This window comes from Ignavibacteriota bacterium (assembly GCA_013285405.1).
In the GTDB taxonomy this organism is placed as follows: Bacteria; Bacteroidota; Ignavibacteria; order Ignavibacteriales; family Ignavibacteriaceae; genus IGN2.
Genome location: CP053446.1, coordinates 2,645,498 through 2,665,227 on the forward strand (window position 1 = coordinate 2,645,498; position 19,730 = coordinate 2,665,227).

Sequence of the window (19,730 nt, forward strand, 5' to 3'; positions counted from 1 at the left end):
TTTTTTGAAGCACAAATCATTTCTTATTTATAAACTAATCACAGGTGGTTAATTATGAAAAAAACTATACTGTCATTTAACTTTGCGCTAGTTCTGGTTTTTTCATTCCTTTTTTCAGGAAATATTTTCTCCCAGACAGCACCACTCAAATATTTCATTCAATCCTATCAGTTCGAATCTCAAAGCTACGATGGCAATGGAACAATTGGTTCTGATTTTTCAGAGATTTTAATTGGTGAAATTGAACTGCATAACATTCCCTGGTTAAGATTGCATTTTTCTGACCTGAACCTGGGCAACGAGAGTTACTTAATAATAAGATCGCTTTTTGATGATCAATGGCAAAAGCTTGACGCTGTCTCGATAAAACAGTGGTATAATTACAGTGCATACTTTAACGGTGATGTTGTTGAAATAAAATTATTCCTTTCACAAACAGACCGTAATGTTTTTATAAAAATAGATGAAGTTGTTGTCGGTGAATGGTCTGATGGAAACAATACCGAATCACAATGTGGACCTACTGATGACAGAATTTCATCCAACCAGCCTGCGACTGCAAGATTGTTAAGTATTGGATGCACAGCCTGGATAATTCCAAATGGAAAATTTGGTACTGCAGGTCATTGCCTTGATGGAAGTGGTGCAGACGTTGTTGAATTTAACGTACCTCCTTCATTACCAAATGGAACATTGCAGCATCCCGGACCTCAGGATCAGTATTCTGTTAATGTTGCGACTAAAATTTTCAGCAACAGCGGTATCGGAAATGATTGGGGAGTTTTTGAAGTATATCCGAACTCAGTTACCGGTTTAATGCCCAAACAAGCTCAAAATGCTTATTGGCCTTTGGTTCAGGATTTGGGTCCCGATTCAATCAGGATTACTGGTTATGGAGTTGATGATGGCACTGCAAACCAGACTCAACAAACTCACATTGGTCCAAATGCAGGATCAAGTGGAACGACGATGAGATATGTTACAGATACTGAAGGTGGAAATTCCGGCAGCCCTGTTATTGATGGTTTAACTAATGTGGCAGTTGGAGTTCATACGCACGGTGGCTGCTCGAGCAGTGGCGGAAATAATAATGGAACAAGTTTGTTTAATTCAGCTTTCTGGGCAGCAGTTGATCAAGGTTCCGGAGGTTGTCCTGTAGAATTGCCATCTAATCCAAATCCTGCAAATGGAGCAAACGGTATTCCACTTAATCTTGCTCAATTGACCTGGTCAAACGGTGCTGGTGCTGTTACTAATGAACTCTATTTTGGTACTAACCCATCTTCTTTAACTCTTGTGCAGAGTGGTTCTCTGGCAACAAGTTGGACAATTACAGGTGTGACATTTACTTATGGAACAAATTACTATTGGAGGGTGATTGAAGTAGGTGATACTTGTTCAACAAATGGTCCGGTATGGAGTTTTAAAACCGTTCAAGATCCTAACTTAGTGCAGTGGTGTGATGCATTTACAAATTTAAGCAACTGGACAATTGTTGGCCCGCTTGGTACAGCAAACTGGACTGCAAACAGCTCAAGTTCTGCCGGAGGGACACCCCCGGAATTAAGATTGAGCTGGTCTCCATCATTTACCGGTGTTTCGAAGATAAGATCAACTGTTATTCCTTTACCAGCTAATCAGTTCATGACTTATTCATTTAACTACTTTTTTGATTGGTATGCAGATCCAAGTGGAGTAGTTACCGTTGGTGTTACTTATGATGGTGGTGCAACAAGTACAATACTTTATAACCAGCCTGATGCAACAGGTAATGTTGGACCAACTGTAATGACTGGTAATTTCACAACACCTGTTACAGGATCAGCAAATACACAAATTGAAATCACTTATAACGGATACTCATTTAATTATGATTATGTTTATTGGGATAATTTGTGCCTTGAATATATCACTCCGGTTGAATTATCTGCATTTACTGCTTCACCCAATGGTACTGATGTAGAGTTGAGATGGACGACTGCAACTGAAACAAACAATAAAGGATTTGATATCGAGAGAATGATTTCTTCCGATGTTTTCGAGGTAGTAGGTTTTGTTCCCGGTTTTGGCACAACAACAGAACCAAAAACATATTCCTATACTGATTCCAAGCTCAGTTCGGGAAAATATTCCTATAGATTGAAACAAATTGATTACGACGGTTCATTCAGTTATTCTAATGTGCTAGAAACTGAAGTAATTACACCAAGCACGTTTAGTCTGGAGCAGAACTATCCGAATCCATTCAATCCAAGTACAAAGATTAAATTCTCAATACCTGCTGAGTCTAATGTTCTCCTGAATGTTTTCAATACTTTAGGACAGGAAGTAGCTCAGATATTGAATGGCAGATTAAAAGAAGGATTTCACGAAGTTGAATTTGAGGCTGGTAATTTAACATCGGGAATTTATTTCTACCGGTTGGAAGCTGATAAATTTGTCGATGTGAAGAAGATGATAATAATCAAATAGTATTTGATAAATTCCAGTAACCCCTCCCAAAAAGAGGGGTTTTTATTTTAAATGTGATTGTTCGAAAAAAATATTAATTCAGGATTAATCCAGACTAATTTTTCTATTTGAGTGTGATTAGGAGATTTAACTGAAATGGTGATTACTTCAATCAGTTCTTTATCGCACTGATAGTAAACTTTCTGACTTCATTATCAGGCAAGTCACTGAAATTGTAAAGTATATACTTTTCTTCTTTCAGTTTTTCAAGTTCATACCATTTGTAGCGTATTTGTTTGAAACCGAGCAAACGGAGATCATTAGCAACGGTGTTGTGGAATTTTTCTAAAAGAGTGCGTTTAGTAAAACTGTCATGGGTGAATACAATAATTTTATTTCGTTCATCATTCAGAATTGTAATTTTGTAATCAAGACCTGCTAATCTGCTGCTAAGATATTCACCAAAATATTTTCTTATTTCGGGTAGGAATCTTAATTGATGTCTGATAGCTAAATCTTTTACATTCTCCTGCATTACCAGAACATCCTGATCTTCTTCGCTTATCGCATCATACCTTGGAATAAAATCAAACCAATAGTTCAAATCGACAAGAGTGTTTCGTGCGCTTTCCCAGCTATTAATTACTTTGTCATAATTATTTACTGCAGTATGAATCTCTTTCAACTCACGGAAGTATTCTGACTTTTTTGAGGGAGAGAAACTCGAAACCGTAACTCCAACTACTCCAAGAATAACCATCGCCAGAGTAATTGATATGAAGATTCTATGTCGTTCGAAAAGGTCCATTAAATATTTTTTTTGTAAATGTCGTCAATTATTTCGGATTTATTCACCATTTATGCCAACCTGCTGCTAAAGTAATTATTAAAAATTAGAGCAAATACTTTCATTCATTTGTAATATTTACGAAAAACAAAGTTTAAGCGGTTAATAGTGACTGATTTTAACCGACAATTAATTCGGATGGCGACAATTTGAACAAACGAATTCTTTAAGTTTGAAAAATGATTTTAGTCTGATTAAATCAGATATTAGTAAGTCAGTGAAGATTGCTTCACAGTAAAATGAATTCAGATTCGGTCTGAAAAATAAGATTGAATCTTATCCCGAAGATTATATTCTGATGACATCACTTCACCATAAGCACCTGTTGATCTGATTGCGATCAGATTTCCGCGTTCAGTTTCAGGAAGAAAAAAATATTTAGCAAAAGTATCAGATGATTCACAGATTGGTCCAACCACATCGTATCTTTTTGCTTTTCCATTTGAAGTGAGATTTTCAATTTTATGATATGATTGATAGAGTGCTGGTCTGATTAATTCTGTCATACCGGCATCAAGAATTATAAAGTTTGTGTTGATACCTTCCTTTACATAAAGAACTTTTGAAATCAGCGAGCCGCATTGTCCAACAATTGCTCTTCCGATTTCAAAATGAACTTGCTGATCCGGGAATCTTACCAAAAATTTTTCAAAGACCTCGAAATAGGATTTAAAATCCGGAATTGGTTCTGAGTCAGGACTTTCATAATTGATTCCAAGACCGCCACCTGCATTTAAATACTCAAAGCGAAAGTTACGATCTGAAAACCACTTTTGTATTTCATTGATTCTTAAACACAATCCTTTGTAAACATCAAGATCTGTAACCTGTGATCCAATGTGGAAGTGCAATCCAATCAGCTTGATATTCATCAATGAAGAAATTAAATCAAGTACCTGAGATAGTTCCCATATATTTATTCCAAATTTATTTTCTTCGAGACCTGTGGTTATATAATGATGAGTATTTGCATTAATATTAGGATTAATTCGTAAAGCAACATTTGCAATTTTGTTCAACGAAATAGCTATTGAATTAATCACTTCAAGTTCCTGTTTCGATTCAACATTGAAACATAAAATATCATTTGTAAGTCCGGTTAGAATTTCTTTATCAGATTTGCCAACGCCTGCAAATACTAATTCGCTACTCTTAAAACCAGTTGAAACAGCTTTAGTAATTTCATTCCCGCTTACGCAATCTGCACCTAAACCAGCATTACTAATTATTTGTAAAATCCTGTCATTTGAATTTGCTTTGAGTGCATAATGTAATTTGTAATTTTTTTTTGATGATTCTTGAACTATCTCATCCAGAGTTTTTTGCAAAAGTTTAATATCGTAGTAATAAAACGGAGTTTCGATCTGACTAAACTTTGATATAATTTCTTTGGTTAACATTATTACTCGTCCGGTTCAGATGGAAAAATACAATTAAGTGAGTTGAGCGCAGCCTTCTTATCACTGGCACCAACTAAAATTGAAATGCTGTGTCTGCTGCCGCCATAAGAAATCATCCGAAGATTATAATGTTTTAAAGCTCCAAGCACTTGATTGATGATTCCTTTCTGGTCGATTAAATTTTCTCCAACAACGCAAATAATTGTCTGATCAGAATCAACTTCAACAGCTCCATAATATTTAAGTTCTTCAACAATTTCAGAAAGATAAGTTGTGTCATCAATAGTAACCGATACCGCAACTTCGGAAGTAGTTATCATATCTATTGGAGTTTTAAAACGTTCGAATACTTCGAAAACTTTTCTTAAAAATCCATACGCAAGAAGCATTCTTCCTGATTTTATTTTGATTGCCGTAATTCCATCTTTAGCTGCGATTGCTTTAATACCTTTACCATTTGCTTCTGCTGAAATTAAAGTTCCCGGGTCTTCAGGTTTCATTGTATTCTTTAATCTAACAGGAATGTTAGCGAGTTTTGCCGGAAGTACGCTTGATGGATGCAAAATCTTTGCACCAAAATACGCAAGCTCTGCGGCTTCATCAAAAGAAAGTTGCTCGATGGAATGAGTTTTCTCAACATATCTCGGATCGTTGTTGTGAAAGCCGCTGATGTCTGTCCATATTTGTATTTCTCCGGAATTAATTGCAGCACCGATTAGCGAAGCGCTGTAATCACTTCCACCACGTTTCAAGTTATCAATCTCACCATACAAATTTCTGCAGATGTAACCCTGAGTGATGAATAAAGTTTTCCCCGGATATTTATCCAATTCTCTATATAAATTTTCTTTGATATAGTAAGTATCAGGTTCGCCGTTCGTGTCAATCCTCATAAAATTTAATGCAGGAAGAAGGACTGAGTCAATTTTCTGTTCCTGTAAATAAAGATGAAATAACGCGGTTGAAATTAATTCTCCCTGAGCGAGTATTGCTCTTTCTTCATGAATTGTGAAAAGATCTTGTGTGAAAGACTTTATATAATCTAAGTGTGAATCAATAAGTGTTGTTGCGTCTTTACTAATTAACGGATTAACATATAATTCGGCAATGACCTGCTTGTATTTTTTTTCAAACTGATTAATGAATTGATTGGCTTTTGAATTCTTCTTTGTATAAAGTGCTTCTGCAATTTGAACGAGGGCATTAGTTGTCCCTGACATTGCGGATAGGACAACGATTTTCGATTCGCTGCTATTAATTAATCTTGCAACTTCTTTCATTCTTTCTGCCGAGCCAACCGAAGTGCCGCCGAATTTCAGAACTTTCATTTATCCTGTTTACTCCTTAGTAAAATTTGAGGCAAATATAATGATTAAACTTAAATTAGTTACCTATTGCAAATTGACTGTGGGAATGCGATAGGCACAAGTTAGTAAGTCGTTTTACTCAAATATTTCCCGTAAATTTAAACTGAAATTAATCAAGATTTGTAAAACCGGAGCTGATATGAACCAAAAAAAAATAATTCCATAATTTTAAAGCAAAAATAATTAAGGGTATTTATATGAAATCCCAGAAAGTTAATTTCTACTCATCTCTACTGCTTGCCTTACTACTATTTACATCCTTGAATTATGCACAACAATTTGCTCAAGAAAGATTTTCTAAGGTTTCAACCGACACCATCAAAGAAAAACCAATTCAATTCAGGCGAGGAATAGAATTACAAGAAGGTTACCAGAGTTACGAACAAAAATATTTAGGAAAGAACCTTATTGAAGAAAAGCGAAGATTATTTCCATTACAGAGTACAGGAGTATGGACAGAGTTAAATCCCAAAGTACCGAGAGTAGATTATCTGGGAATTAATTTTGTAAATAAAGACCTGCCTACCGGACAGGCAGGTACAGGCTGGGCAGTTGGTGATTTAGGTGCTTTAATAAAAAGTACCAATGGAGGGACTAGCTGGACAGTTAGCGAAACTAATACAACAACACCGATTTTAAAAGTAAGAAGTTTCAACGGGCAAATAGTAATTGCAAGTGGATTTGGTGGACTTATACTCCGCTCAACAGATGGAGGCGAAACATTTACACAAGTTACAAGCAATGTAACAGGTGATCTTTGGGGATTGCAAATGCTGAATGACACTCTTGGCTGGGCTTGTGGAAATGGGAACTCACTTGCAAAGACAACTGATGGCGGACAAACGTGGCAAAGAATAATTACTCCTGGTTACACCTCTGATTACTGGTGGATAGATTTTATGAATGAGAATTATGGATTTATAGCAGCCAACGGAAAAGTATTAAGAACAATTGACGGAGGTCTGAACTGGGAGATAATCCAGGCAGGAGATACATATCCTCTATTTAGTATTGATGTAATAGACAGTTTACATATAGCAGCAGGAGGATATGGAGGAACAGGTTACTCTGGAAAAAATATTTATAGCAGCGATGGAGGAAATACCTGGATAAACGGAGGGCAATTAACTAATGAAGCAGTTAATTGTATCCAATATGTAAATCCCGATACAGGATACATTGTAATGACAAATGTATCTGCTCGTAAAACCACAAACAGAGGCCAGAACTGGACAACAATACAGGGAATAAGTGACAACTATGAATTACAATTTTTACTACAGAATAATATAGGCTATAGTGTAGGAACCGGATTAAAAATTAATAAAGCTGATGGAAGTCTTGATACTTGGAATAGGTTGATAATAAACGACAATTTCTCCGATGTGTTTTTTGTAAGTGAACAAACGGGATTTGCAATAAGCAGTTCAGGATTATCCGCACCAAGTGGTTTATACAAAACCATTGATAGTGGAATTAACTGGGAGAGAGTTACTGGAGCACCAAGCGGAAGCGAACTATATTTTATTGATAGTCTTACAGGATTTATTGGAAATTATACAATATTCAAGTCGATAGACGGAGGTGTAAATTGGAGTCCTGTTAATCTCGTTTTAACAGGTGAAATTAGAAAAATATTTTTTATTGACTCATTGACAGGATGGACGGTTACTCAATGGTCACCTTCTTCGGACTCAAAAATATTAAAAACTACCAATAGCGGTGATAACTGGCTTGTCCAGGTAGAAAATGGAATCGATGCTTTCACTAGCTTGTTTTTTGTTGATTCTTTAAATGGCTGGACAACTTCGAGATATATTTGGCAGACAACTAATAGCGGTAATAACTGGATAGAGAAAACAAATATACCGATCTATTTTTCTAACGATGTTTATTTCACCAGCATTGATACTGGTTTTGTTATTGAGTTTCTTGATTTATATAATACTACAAATTCTGGAATCAATTGGCTTGCTCAATTAAATTCTCAATACGTAATCAGAACGTTTGGCTGGTTATCAAATTTGCATGGATTTATTCTTGGAGATGCGGTTTACGAAACTACTGATGGTGGAAGCAGCTGGAATGAAGTTTTAGAATTAAGAAATATAGGGCTAAGAAAATTTCAAGCGCCTGAAAATTATGTCGGCTATTCCTCCGGTTATTTAGGTTTAATCTATAAATACATAGATACTACAATTGTTCCTGTTGAATTTACTTCATTCAACGCCGAAGTAGATAATGATATTGTAATATTGAAGTGGTCAACAGCTACAGAGACAAATAATTTAGGTTTTGAAGTTCTCAGATCGACAGATAGTAAAGATTGGCATTCAATAGGGTTTATTAATGGCAACGGAACGACTACTTTTACAAATAACTACCAATTTAGGGATAGAGTAGAATTCTCAGGTATTTATTTCTACAGATTAAAACAAATAGATTATAACGGTGATTTAAATTATAGTAATGTTATTGAAGTAAGTGTTAGTAAACCATTTAGTTTTGAATTATTTCAAAACTTTCCCAATCCGTTTAATTCATCGACTACAATTATGTATCTGATAGCACAGGATGATTTTGTCAGCTTAAAAGTTTACGACATTTTAGGTAAAGAAGTGAAAACTCTCGTGGAGGAAAATAAAAAGGCAGGATATTATTCAATAAATTTTTCGGCAAACTACCTCAGTTCAGGAATTTATTTTTATAAACTGACTTCAGGGGAATATAGCCTAAGAAAGAAATTCATTTTAATCAAGTAAATTTTTTTTAAATAAAAAAGTTAGGAGAAACAATGAAAACTTCAACTATTTTCTTTGTTCTTTTTGCATTGTTTAATAATACCATTCTTTCGCAAGAACCTACTAATGCGGGTATTCCTGATGCAAGTCGTGTTCTTGTTGTATATAATTCATTTTCTGACTCTTCATTTTGGTTGGCAAATTACTATAGAAATGTGCGAGGGATTCCAATTACAAATGTGATCGGTTTATATTTGCCTGACACTACAATAACAGTAAATGGAGTAACACACCCGGTTATAATTGCCCAAGAAACAGATATAATCCGTGATTCGATTAATCATGAGCTTAACAATGGAACAAAAACATTCCACGCCTGGCGCTACTATTTGGATAATATTGCTACTCCGATAAAAACACACCTTGTAAATAACAATCTGCTTTCAACAATACGTTATATTGTCTTATGTAAAGGAGTCCCATTCAAAATACAAGCTAATGCTGATGGGTCAAATGATCCAGGAAATGTTACAGTAGATGGGTTATTATGTATGTTAAACACAGAAAACTATGATTCACTTATTAATAAAGAAGTTTATCCTAATGGGATAATTCCAAATCCGTATTTTGATCCAGATCCAAATCTCTCTATGGATTTTAGATTTCTTCCTGATCATTTTACTACCACGTGGCAAGGTTACACAGTAAAATTATCTTATCTTGTCTCTCATTTGGATGGAATAAGCTATGATGTAGTTAAAAGTATAATAGATAAATCAAAAAATCCTGATATGAGCGGAACAGCAGCCTGGATAATAGATAACGATCCAACCTGGTCAGGAGGAGATGGATACTTCACTTTAGCAAGAGACAAGTTAACTGAATTAGGATTTAATGTCTATTATGATTCAACTGATAGTTGGATTACATCTTATCAGGGAAATGTTATGGGATATTCATCCTGGGGGACGCATGCTGAAGATTACAATTGTAATTTCAATGATTCGGCATGGGTTAAAGACAGTTTACATTTTAATTTAGCAAATGGATCGGTATTCAATACTTACGAAAGCTTCAACGGAAATAGTTTGACGACGCTTAATTGGCGTTATGTACAACCCGACGATACCTGTAGTGGTCACACACAAGGATTATCTACACAATTTACTCAGATAGGCGGAACAGGGACAATGGGTCACGCTTGGGAACCATATACTAACACTGTAATAGCAAATCATATTTTCTTTCCAGCTTATCAAATGGGATATAATATTGTTGATGCATACTATCAAGGTGATACTCTTTTAGCCTGGCAAAATGTTCTTGTTGCTGATCCGCTATTAAGAATATTTAATTGTGAAAACAGTGTTATTACTTCAGACACAATAATTAGTTCAGGTGATTATCTGTGTAATATAGTAGTGCCTGCTGATGTTAGGTTGACAATTAAATCAGGTGAGACTGTTAATTTTAGACGCAATGCAAAATTAAAAATCTATGGTTTATTAGAATTAGAAGAAGGAGCAACTTTAAATTTGAATGCTTACTCAGAATTATACCTTGGGCAAAACTCCGATTTAATTATAGAGCAAAATGCACAATTTAATTTTAAAGATCATTCAACTTTTGTTATTGATGATTATTTTATTTTTAGTAATGATATGCCGTTTTCTTTTGAAGACAAGAGTAATATTATAATAGATGGATCTGCTGAACTTTCAGCGGGTTCAACATTTAGTTTAGTTAGTGGAATGAGTTTTAATATGAACGGTTCATTTATATTAAATGGTGGATCAACGCTTAATATCCAAAACAATTCTTCACTGATTTCAAATGGTAGATTAGTTGGTAATAAGGGAAGTACACTGAATGTTAATGACTCTTCAAAATTTCTCAGTTATAGAGAATTAATTCTTAATGAAAGCGTAATTATAAATTTACAATACTCTTCCCCCGGAGATTTTAAATTAGGAGGTGTAATAAAGTCACTTGGGATTACTAATAATCCTGTTTCATTTAACTGTATTCGGAATCAGGAATAATAAAGTTTTCAGAAGTTGACACACTTCTTATGCGGCACACAGAAATTAATTCAGGCTATATGGTTCAAGCAATTACAAACGGAATACAAAAACCAAGACTGCTTTCTATATCTAATTCAATATTTAATAATTCTCCTCAAAGGCATTTTTTCCATATCCAGAATACCGAGGGTGTAAATATCACATTGTCAGATAATAGTTTCACAACCGGATATCCTAACTATACTGGATGTCTGTACTTGTTTGGTTTTAATGAAGTTGAAATAATAAGAAACACTATTAATTATACTACTGATCGAATGTTTAGCATCGGGATTAATTCGACGAACAATAAATCATTAAATATTAATCATTGTAATGTAAGTGGCTTTAATACTTGTATTCAAAGAGGTTATATATTTCAGGATGACTTAGAAGATGTTGAACTAATTTATAACGAAGATATAAGAATTTATAATTGCTCACTAAATGGTGGGCAAAACAATAATGGTGCGGCGATATCAATTGGTTTAGCAAATAATTATCAAGTATCCGGAGTAAAAATAGATTTAAATACTATATCTGACTATAAGACAGGAATACAGATAAACAATGCCGATAATTTTTCTCTTGGAATAACAAACAACTCAATTACTGACTATGGATTAGTTGGTATTTTAGTTTCAAACGGCAGTGAAGCGCTAATTAAAGAAAATCTAATATCTGCCGACGCATCAACATCCGAACATTGTGTTGGTATTTCAGTCAATCAGGTTAGCAATCCAATTATATTGGGAAATACAATCGAAGCTTATAATGTATCAAGTCCCGGATCTGGAATTTCTTTAGTTTCTTGTAATAATGGAGAAGTCAGATTGAACACAATTCAAAATCATCTTTACGGAATCGAGCTTGGCAGTTCTTCGCCAAAAATCGGTGCAAATACAATTATAAATAATAAAGCATACGGTATTTACATAAGCGATAATTCAAATCCTGATCTTACCGGTTCTTTTGTTGGTGCCGATCAATTCCCGTTAAGCGGATACAATACAATCCGGGAAAATGGTTTGTGTACAGAAACGCGAAACAGTGAGCTATACTTACTAACTCACCTTACGCAAAATGGAGAGATGACATCTTTTTATAGATTAAATAAGCACTTAAATTGGAATGTCAATGTTACTTTTGTTTAAATATTTAATAAAAAATAAAGATGTCATCTCTTTGCTAATTGCTTTTCTGCGTAACATCAGTTACTAAGTTCTCTGGTCAATCTTGAAAAAGGATGCAACACAATTGCAGATGACAGGGATGGAATTCAACAACAGTGTAATAATTTGTATTTAGTGGATGGAAGTAAAATTCCAGAAACAATAATACAAGCAAGAGGCAATTACTGGGGAAATCATCCTTTCTATGGAAATGATCCATCCGGAAGATTTGGTGAAGAAGTTACAATAGATTACTCAGACTTTTTAAATGAACCTTGCACATACTCACAAGGTGAAGCGGAATTAATTTTAGCCAATTCAAAAGGCGAGGTTTATGATACAGTTTATTCTACCGAGAATACTGCAACCGGATTGTCTGACATAGAATCCAGATATGCAACGGCAAATAATTATTACTACAACAATCTTTACAATCAGGCAAAACAAGAATATGAGGGAATCATTCAGAATTATGGAAACAGCAACGCAAGTATTCAAGCATACAATCAGTTATATACTGTTGCCAATTTAACTAATAGTTCTCCTTCTGTATTCAATCAGTTAAAAGGCTTCTATTTACAGCAAGCTGCAAATCAGACTGATAGTTTGATGATAGGAACATTAAAACATTTAAGCGACTTATGTTTGGTTTCGGCAGAAGAATATTTACCAGCAATAAATAACTTTGATGAAATTGCACAGCAAAATCCAAATACAGATATCGCTTTATATAGGCAGATTGATGCTCTGACTACTTCATTACTAATGCCTCAAGATAGCTGTTTGAATAAAGGAGTATTAGGTAAGTATAGCGTGACCAATTTATCGGAATACACAAACAAGTTGAATGAGCTACTTAGTACCAGAGGCAAAAGTGGACTTGAATCGGAAAAAGAACTTCTTCCAACAGAATATACTTTGTATCAGAACTACCCGAATCCTTTTAACCCAACTACAACAATTAAATACGATCTTCCAAATACAAGTGATGTATCGTTAATCATCTACGACATACTAGGTAGAAAGGTAAAGGAACTTGTTAACACAAAACAACAAGCAGGAAGGTATGAAATACAATTCAATGCTTCGAATCTTGCAAGTGGGGTATATATCTATCAATTAATTGCTGATAAATACTTTAGCTCAAGGAAGATGATTTTGTTGAAGTAAGAACTTGAGGCTATTCTTAAAAGGTCGGGCTGAAAACTCGACCTTTTTATTATAATGTCTTTGTGATAATTCTATTCATCGTTTTACTCAAATATTTCCCGTAAATTTAAACTGAAATTAATCAAGATTTGTAAAACCGGAGCTGATATGAACCAAAAAAAAATAATTCCAGCAATAAGAACAAATAATATCACTTATGCAGTTAGGGACATTGTCGTACTTGCAAATGAAGTAGCAAAATCGGGAAAAGAAATGTTGTATCTGAATATTGGTGATCCAAATCTGTTTGATTTTCAACCACCGCTTCATCTTGTAAAAGCAACTTATGATGCGATGATGAAAAATTTAAACGGCTATGCACCATCTTCCGGAATAAAAGAAGCTGTAACAGCAATTGAAAGGGAAGCAGAGAAAAAAGGAATTAATAATGTTCACGATATTTTTGTTACAACCGGTGCAAGTGAAGCGATTGATATTTGTCTTACTGCACTTGTTAATGATGGAGAAAATGTTTTAACTCCAACCCCTGGTTATCCACTTTACACTGCTATCGCCAGCAAACTTCAGATGATGGAAAATCCATATTATTTAAATGAAGAAAATGGATGGCTGCCTGATATTGAGGATATAAAAAGTAAAATCAACAACAAAACAAAAGCGATTATTCTGATCAATCCGAATAATCCAACTGGTTCACTTTACACAACAAAAAATCTTCAGGCAATAATTGATCTCGCACTCGAACACAATCTCGTGATTTTTGCTGATGAAATTTATGATAAACTTCTGTTCGATGGAAAGAAACACATTTCGATTGCTTCAATGAACAAAGATGTTTCCTGCATTACTTTTGGTGGACTTTCAAAAAATTATATGGTTCCCGGTTTCAGAATAGGCTGGGGAATTGTAAGCGGAAGAAAAGAAATTCTTTCGGATTACATTGAAGCAATTAATAAAATTTTACGTGCAAGGCTTTCAGCAAATCATCCTGAGCAGTACGGAATTAAAATTTCTCTTGAAGGCGATCAATCACACCTCGTTGAAGCAAATGCAAAGCTTACAAGTCGAAGAGATATGACAGTTGAAATGCTGAATTCAATCGATGGAATATCTTGTGTAAAACCGGAAGGCGCTTTTTACGCTTTTCCACAAATAAATGGAGTTGATTCAGATGCTCATTTTGTTTCGGAGCTTATAAAAGAAACAGGAGTAGTTGTGGTTCCTGGAAGCGGATTCGGTCAGGTCCCGGGTACTAATCATTTCAGAGTGGTGTTTCTGCCTAACGAAAAAATTCTTGAAAAGGCTTATAAATCAATAGGCAATTTTTTGCAAAAGTATAAGCAGAAATATTCAAAGGACGTTGAAGTTTAATGACGGGCAAAAAATTTCTAAATAGTCTGGCAAATGGAAAAAGCGATGTTATTCAATTTTTTCTTGATCAATTAGAAAAGTTGAAAATTGATTACTGTGTAATCGGAGGATTAGCAGTTAATGCTTATGCTGAACCAGTCGTTAGTCTTGACTTTGATTTAGTTTTAGCGATCGGTGATATTGATAAATTTCCCGCTCAGATCGGGATATCAAAAGAAAAATTTACGGTGAAAAATTTTACAGATAGTTTAAATATTGATCATCCCGATTCTAATTTACGAATTCAGATTCAAACTGATGAAAGATATCAGCCGTTTATAAAAAACGCAGAGATAAAAAAAGTTTTAGGCTACGAGATGAAAGTTGCTGCATTGGAAGATTTGTTAAAGGGAAAAGTATGGGCTTATTCTGATCAGGAAAGAAGAAAAAGTAAACGCCAAAAGGATCTTGCTGATATTATGAGACTCGTAGAAACATATCCGGATCTATTAGGATTATTGCCCGAAAAAATCAAACAATTCATTATCTGAATCATCCGTTTCTGCTTATTGCTTTTGTTCTTATATTTGCTCCTAAATTCTAAATTTAATCAGCACAATTTGTGGAAAATTACTACTTAACAACACTTCCAAACGGAACCAAAATAGTTTCTGAATTTATTCCGCACGTTCAGTCATTCACGCTTGGATTTTGGTTTAATGTTGGGGCTCGTGATGAATCAATCCATAACAATGGTATTTCACATTTCATCGAGCATATGCTATTTAAAGGAACGAAGAAACGTTCTGCAAAAATGATTGCTGAAGAAATAGAGTCTTACGGTGGTTATCTGAATGCTTTCACTTCTAAAGAACAAACTTGTTATTACTCAAAAGGATTATCAGAAAATCTTGGAAGAACATTCTGCGTTTTATCTGACCTGATACAAAATCCTCTGTTCAAAGAAACTCACATAAAAAGAGAAGCCGGCGTTGTTATTGATGAATTAAAAGATATTGATGATAACCCGGAAGAACTTCTGTATGATAAATTTGAAGAAATAATTTTCAACGGTAATCATCTCAGTTACCCGGTGATTGGCAGAGAGGTGAATATCAGAAATTTTCATTCGAACGATCTCTTTAACTTTCACAGGAATAATTATTCAACAAATGGCTTGTTGATTGTTGCTTCTGGAAATCTGAAACACGATCACCTGATAAAACTTACTGAAAAATATATTGTTGATGATAATTCAAAAAGAAGAATAAGAAGAGAACAATTTCACACTAAGAAAGTTGAAGATACTTTTATCGAAAAGGATGTTCAGCAGGTCCACACTATTATTGGAAGAGCAACTTATGGTTATAATGATAAGAATAGAATTCCGGTAAGATTTTTATCCGCGCTGCTTGGAGAGGGAAGCAGTTCGCGTTTGTTTTTGGCAGTGAGAGAAAAACTTGGAATAACTTATCAGATTAATTCCTTCCTCAATTCCTACAATGATACTTCGGCATTCGGAGTATATTTTTCAACCAATCAAAACCAGTACGCAAAGGTTATTGATATTGTTTATAAAGAATTCAAAAAGTTGAAAGAAATTCCGATAACTGAAAAGGAACTGAAGAAAGTTAAAGAATATTTAAAAGGTGGAATACTTCTAAGTCTCGAAAGTACAACTAACAGGATGATGAGAATTGCAAATTCAATTCTTTATTACAATAAAGTTTTTACTGTGAATGATTACCTGTCAAAGATTGAAAAGATCACAGTTGAAGATGTTCAGAAAACAGCAAGAGAATTACTAAATGATTCAAAGCTTATCAAAGTAATTCTAAAATCAGAAACAAAATAATTTTAGTAAACAAAAAGAAATATGCCGAATATTAATATTGATGGAAAAGTAATTGAATTCAAACCTGGTCAAACCATTATTGAAGCGGCGCTTGATCACGGAATAACAATACCACATTTTTGTTGGCATCCGAAACTTTCAGTTTCAGGTAATTGCAGAATATGTCTTGTTGAAGTTGAGAAAATGCCAAAGCTTGTTATTGCCTGTTCAACAATTGCTTCTGAAGGAATGGTAGTTCATTTGAAATCTGAAAAAGTTATTGCTGCTCAGAATGCTGTGATGGAATTTCTGCTGATAAATCATCCGCTCGATTGTCCGATTTGTGATGAAGCCGGTGAATGTAAACTTCAGGATTATGCATATAAGTATGGTGTTGGCGAAAGCAGATTCGTTGAAGAGAAAGTACACAAAGATAAACGAGTAGCTCTGGGTCCGGGAGTAATGTTTGATGGTGACAGATGTATTTCATGTTCACGCTGTATAAGATTCTGTGATGAAATTGCCAAAGACCCCGAACTTACATTTATTAAAAGAGGAGACAGAGTTACTATTGTTACTTATCCCGGTGAAGAATTAGATAATCCGTATTCGATGAATGTAATTGATATCTGCCCGGTTGGTGCATTGACAAGCAGAGACTTCAGATTTAAAGCAAGAGTTTGGGATATGTCATCAACCGATTCTGTTTGTTTCGGATGTTCAAGAGGTTGTAACACGGAAATATGGGTCCGGAATAATGAAATCCTGAGACTAACACCAAGACACAATGAAGATGTTAACAGCTATTGGATGTGTGATCACGGAAGACTCAATACTTTTAAATTTGTAAATGCTGATACAAGAATTGATTTCCCTCAGATCAGAAAAGACGGACGATTAACAGAGATAAATTGGGAAGATGCAGCTAACGAAACGGCTAAAAGATTGAAAACCTTTAAACCCGATCAGATTGCTGTCATTAGTTCAGCATTTTTAACTTGTGAAGACAATTACATTGTAACAAAGTTTGCGCGTACGGTTTTGCAAACAGGAAATCTGGATTTTATCAGACGCATTGATCCTGGTTTTGCAGACGATATTCTAAGAACTGAAGACATAACTCCAAATTCATTAGGAGCTGAATTAACCGGTGTTCAACCTTCAAAATCCGGATTAAATATTCCAGCTATATTAAATGCAATAAAAGAGAAAAAAATAAAAGTGCTTTATTTGGTTGAAGATGATTTAATCGAATCCTATCCAGAATTTGAAAATGCATTAGCAGGATTGGATTTGTTCATTATGCATTCTACCAATCAAAATAAGAGTACTGCTCTGGCTGATATTATTTTCCCTGCTGCATCTTATGCGGAGAAGAATGGTACTTTTGTGAATATAGATGGAATGATTCAAAGAATTCGTCCAGCCGTTTCAGTTGCGGAAATTGACCGATCACTTGATGGAATGAGCATGAGCAGACTTGATAAATTTGGAACTAAATGGGATCGTTGGGCTACTGGTAAAAAAATCAACGCACTGCCCACCTGGAAAATTATTATTTTACTTGCAAAAGCGATGGGAAGCAAAATAAAGTTTAATATGGCAGAAGAAATATTCGATGAAATGTCAAATACAATTGATGCTTTCAAAGGTTTGGATTATGATATGATTAGTAATTTCGGTTTGAAGATAAAAACAGAAATTTCAAATAAAGTTAAAGTATCCTGAAAATGAGCGTACTTGAAATTATAATATTTGCACTTATAAAAATTGTTATTATTGTCAGCGCAATGCTGCTTTCAGTTGCTTATCTTGTTTACTTTGAGAGGAAAGTAAGTGCCTGGGCGCAAAACAGAATTGGGCCAAACAGAGTTGGCTGGAAGGGCGCACTTCAACCGTTCGCTGATCTTATGAAACTCGCATTGAAAGAAGATATCGTACCGCAAAATGCGGATAAAAGAATTCATTCACTTGCTCCTGTAATTGCTTTGTTGGTTGCTTTGTCAACTTATGCTGTAATTCCATTTGGACCGGATCTTCAAATTGCAAACTATAACATTCCGCTTATTGTTGCTGACGTAAACATTGGTGTGCTTTTTATTTTAGCTTTAACATCTCTTGGCGTTTACGCAATAACACTTGCGGGCTGGTCATCCGGAAGCAAGTATTCATTACTTGGCGGAATTCGTTCATCTGCACAAATGATTTCTTATGAAGTTTCAATGGGATTTTCAGTAGCAGGAGTTTTACTTTTATCAGAATCATTGAGACCAACAGCAATTGTTGAATCACAAGCTAGTTGGATGTGGAATGCAATTGTTCAGCCAATTGGATTTATTACTTTTCTTGTATCAGCATTTGCAGAGACAAACAGATTACCATTTGATTTACCTGAAGCTGAACCGGAACTTGTTGGCGGTTTTCATACCGAATACAGCAGTATGAAGTTTGCAGGTTTCTTCCTTGCGGAATATGCAAATATGATTATCGCAAGTGCACTTATTGTTACGCTTTATTTAGGTGGCTGGCAAATTCCATATCTTGAAAAGTTAAATCTATCTCCATTAGTTTATACCTTATTAAGTCTTGGTGCATTTTTACTTAAAATGGCTGCATTGCTTTTCTTCTTTTTGTGGATTCGCTGGACATTGCCGCGTTTCAGATATGATCAGTTGATGAACCTTGGATGGAAAGTGCTTTTTCCTTTATCATTAATTAATATTGTATGGGTGGCTGTTTTGATTATGATTCTTGGTTTGTAAAAAAATAGTGTTTTGGATAAATGAATAATTAAATATATAATTAGAAAAATTTTTATCAACAATGGAAACCACAAATAAAAGAAGACGAATAAAGGATTTAAACTTCTGGGAAAAGATTTACATCCCTGAAATAGCAAAAGGACTGTCACTTACTCTCAGAACTATGTTCAAACCTAAGTTCACAATGGAATATCCTGAAGTGAAATTCGATCCGCCTGGTTCTTATCGTGGCAGACCCGTACTTGTCAAAGAAGAAAATGATGTTGAAAGATGTGTTGCTTGTGGATTATGTTCAAGAGTTTGTCCGGCGTTAGCGATTGAAGTGCAAGCAGCAGAAACTGAATTAGAAAAAGAAAGATATCCTGTAAAATTTGAAATCAATATGCTTCGATGTATTTTCTGTGGATTTTGTGAAGAGGTTTGTCCCGAAGAAGCGATAGTGATGAGCAAAGATTATGAATTAGCTTTCACAAACCGGGAGGATGCAATTTATGGAAAAGAAAAACTTTTAGTGCCTGTTAAACAACTTCAGGACAGAATTGATTTTCTTCGTCAATACAAATAGTTGAACTA

The 19,730-nt window shown here is 34.7% G+C and carries 14 protein-coding genes; 11 read left to right on the top strand and 3 right to left on the bottom strand.

Going from position 1 to position 19,730, the window contains the following annotated elements; translation table 11 throughout:
* Positions 1 to 54: 54 nt before the first annotated feature.
* Positions 55 to 2,472 (top strand): T9SS type A sorting domain-containing protein, encoded by a 2,418-nt coding sequence (locus HND39_11550; protein ID QKJ96861.1) that lies wholly within the window; start codon positions 55 to 57, stop codon positions 2,470 to 2,472.
* Positions 2,473 to 2,623: 151 nt separating this feature from the next.
* Here HND39_11550 and HND39_11555 read toward each other — a convergent pair whose 3' ends face one another.
* The 3 genes from HND39_11555 to HND39_11565 all read right to left on the bottom strand — a co-directional run bounded on the left by HND39_11555 (position 2,624) and on the right by HND39_11565 (position 6,026).
* A complete protein-coding gene (locus HND39_11555) occupies positions 2,624 to 3,259 on the bottom strand; it encodes a hypothetical protein (GenBank protein QKJ96862.1) in 636 nt (211 codons plus the stop codon).
* A gap of 284 nt (positions 3,260 to 3,543) precedes the next feature.
* On the bottom strand, positions 3,544 to 4,698 hold the full coding sequence (lysA, locus tag HND39_11560; GenBank protein ID QKJ96863.1) for a diaminopimelate decarboxylase: 1,155 nt from the start codon (positions 4,696 to 4,698) through the stop codon (positions 3,544 to 3,546).
* 2 nt (positions 4,699 to 4,700) lie between these two features.
* Positions 4,701 to 6,026, bottom strand: a complete 1,326-nt coding sequence (locus tag HND39_11565; protein QKJ96864.1) for an aspartate kinase — start codon at positions 6,024 to 6,026, stop codon at positions 4,701 to 4,703.
* A gap of 236 nt (positions 6,027 to 6,262) precedes the next feature.
* Here HND39_11565 and HND39_11570 point away from each other — a divergent pair, with 236 nt between their 5' ends.
* The 10 genes from HND39_11570 (at position 6,263) to nuoI (ending at position 19,722) form a co-directional block, all read left to right on the top strand.
* A complete protein-coding gene (locus HND39_11570) occupies positions 6,263 to 8,827 on the top strand; it encodes a T9SS type A sorting domain-containing protein (protein QKJ96865.1) in 2,565 nt (854 codons plus the stop codon).
* Between the two features lie 32 nt (positions 8,828 to 8,859).
* The gene (locus HND39_11575) at positions 8,860 to 10,848 is read left to right on the top strand and encodes a TIGR03790 family protein (protein ID QKJ96866.1); all 1,989 of its coding nucleotides are present in this window, start codon (positions 8,860 to 8,862) and stop codon (positions 10,846 to 10,848) included.
* 29 nt (positions 10,849 to 10,877) lie between these two features.
* Positions 10,878 to 12,023 carry a right-handed parallel beta-helix repeat-containing protein gene (locus tag HND39_11580; protein ID QKJ96867.1) on the top strand — a complete coding sequence of 382 codons (1,146 nt, stop codon included), beginning with the start codon at positions 10,878 to 10,880 and terminating at the stop codon, positions 12,021 to 12,023.
* 144 nt (positions 12,024 to 12,167) lie between these two features.
* Positions 12,168 to 13,211, top strand: a complete 1,044-nt coding sequence (locus HND39_11585; protein ID QKJ96868.1) for a T9SS type A sorting domain-containing protein — start codon at positions 12,168 to 12,170, stop codon at positions 13,209 to 13,211.
* Positions 13,212 to 13,358: 147 nt separating this feature from the next.
* The gene (locus HND39_11590; protein QKJ96869.1) at positions 13,359 to 14,582 is read left to right on the top strand and encodes an aminotransferase class I/II-fold pyridoxal phosphate-dependent enzyme; all 1,224 of its coding nucleotides are present in this window, start codon (positions 13,359 to 13,361) and stop codon (positions 14,580 to 14,582) included.
* Entirely contained in the window at positions 14,582 to 15,112 is a 531-nt protein-coding gene (locus tag HND39_11595) for a hypothetical protein (protein ID QKJ96870.1), read from the top strand. Before HND39_11590 ends, HND39_11595 begins: the two co-directional genes overlap by 1 nt.
* Positions 15,113 to 15,183: 71 nt before the next feature.
* Positions 15,184 to 16,416, top strand: a complete 1,233-nt coding sequence (locus HND39_11600; GenBank protein ID QKJ96871.1) for an insulinase family protein — start codon at positions 15,184 to 15,186, stop codon at positions 16,414 to 16,416.
* Between the two features lie 21 nt (positions 16,417 to 16,437).
* The gene (locus HND39_11605) at positions 16,438 to 18,123 is read left to right on the top strand and encodes a molybdopterin-dependent oxidoreductase (GenBank protein QKJ96872.1); all 1,686 of its coding nucleotides are present in this window, start codon (positions 16,438 to 16,440) and stop codon (positions 18,121 to 18,123) included.
* Between the two features lie 2 nt (positions 18,124 to 18,125).
* A complete protein-coding gene (gene nuoH / locus HND39_11610; protein ID QKJ96873.1) occupies positions 18,126 to 19,157 on the top strand; it encodes an NADH-quinone oxidoreductase subunit NuoH in 1,032 nt (343 codons plus the stop codon).
* A 61-nt stretch (positions 19,158 to 19,218) separates the two neighbouring features.
* The gene (gene nuoI, locus HND39_11615; GenBank protein ID QKJ96874.1) at positions 19,219 to 19,722 is read left to right on the top strand and encodes an NADH-quinone oxidoreductase subunit NuoI; all 504 of its coding nucleotides are present in this window, start codon (positions 19,219 to 19,221) and stop codon (positions 19,720 to 19,722) included.
* Positions 19,723 to 19,730 lie beyond the last annotated feature (8 nt).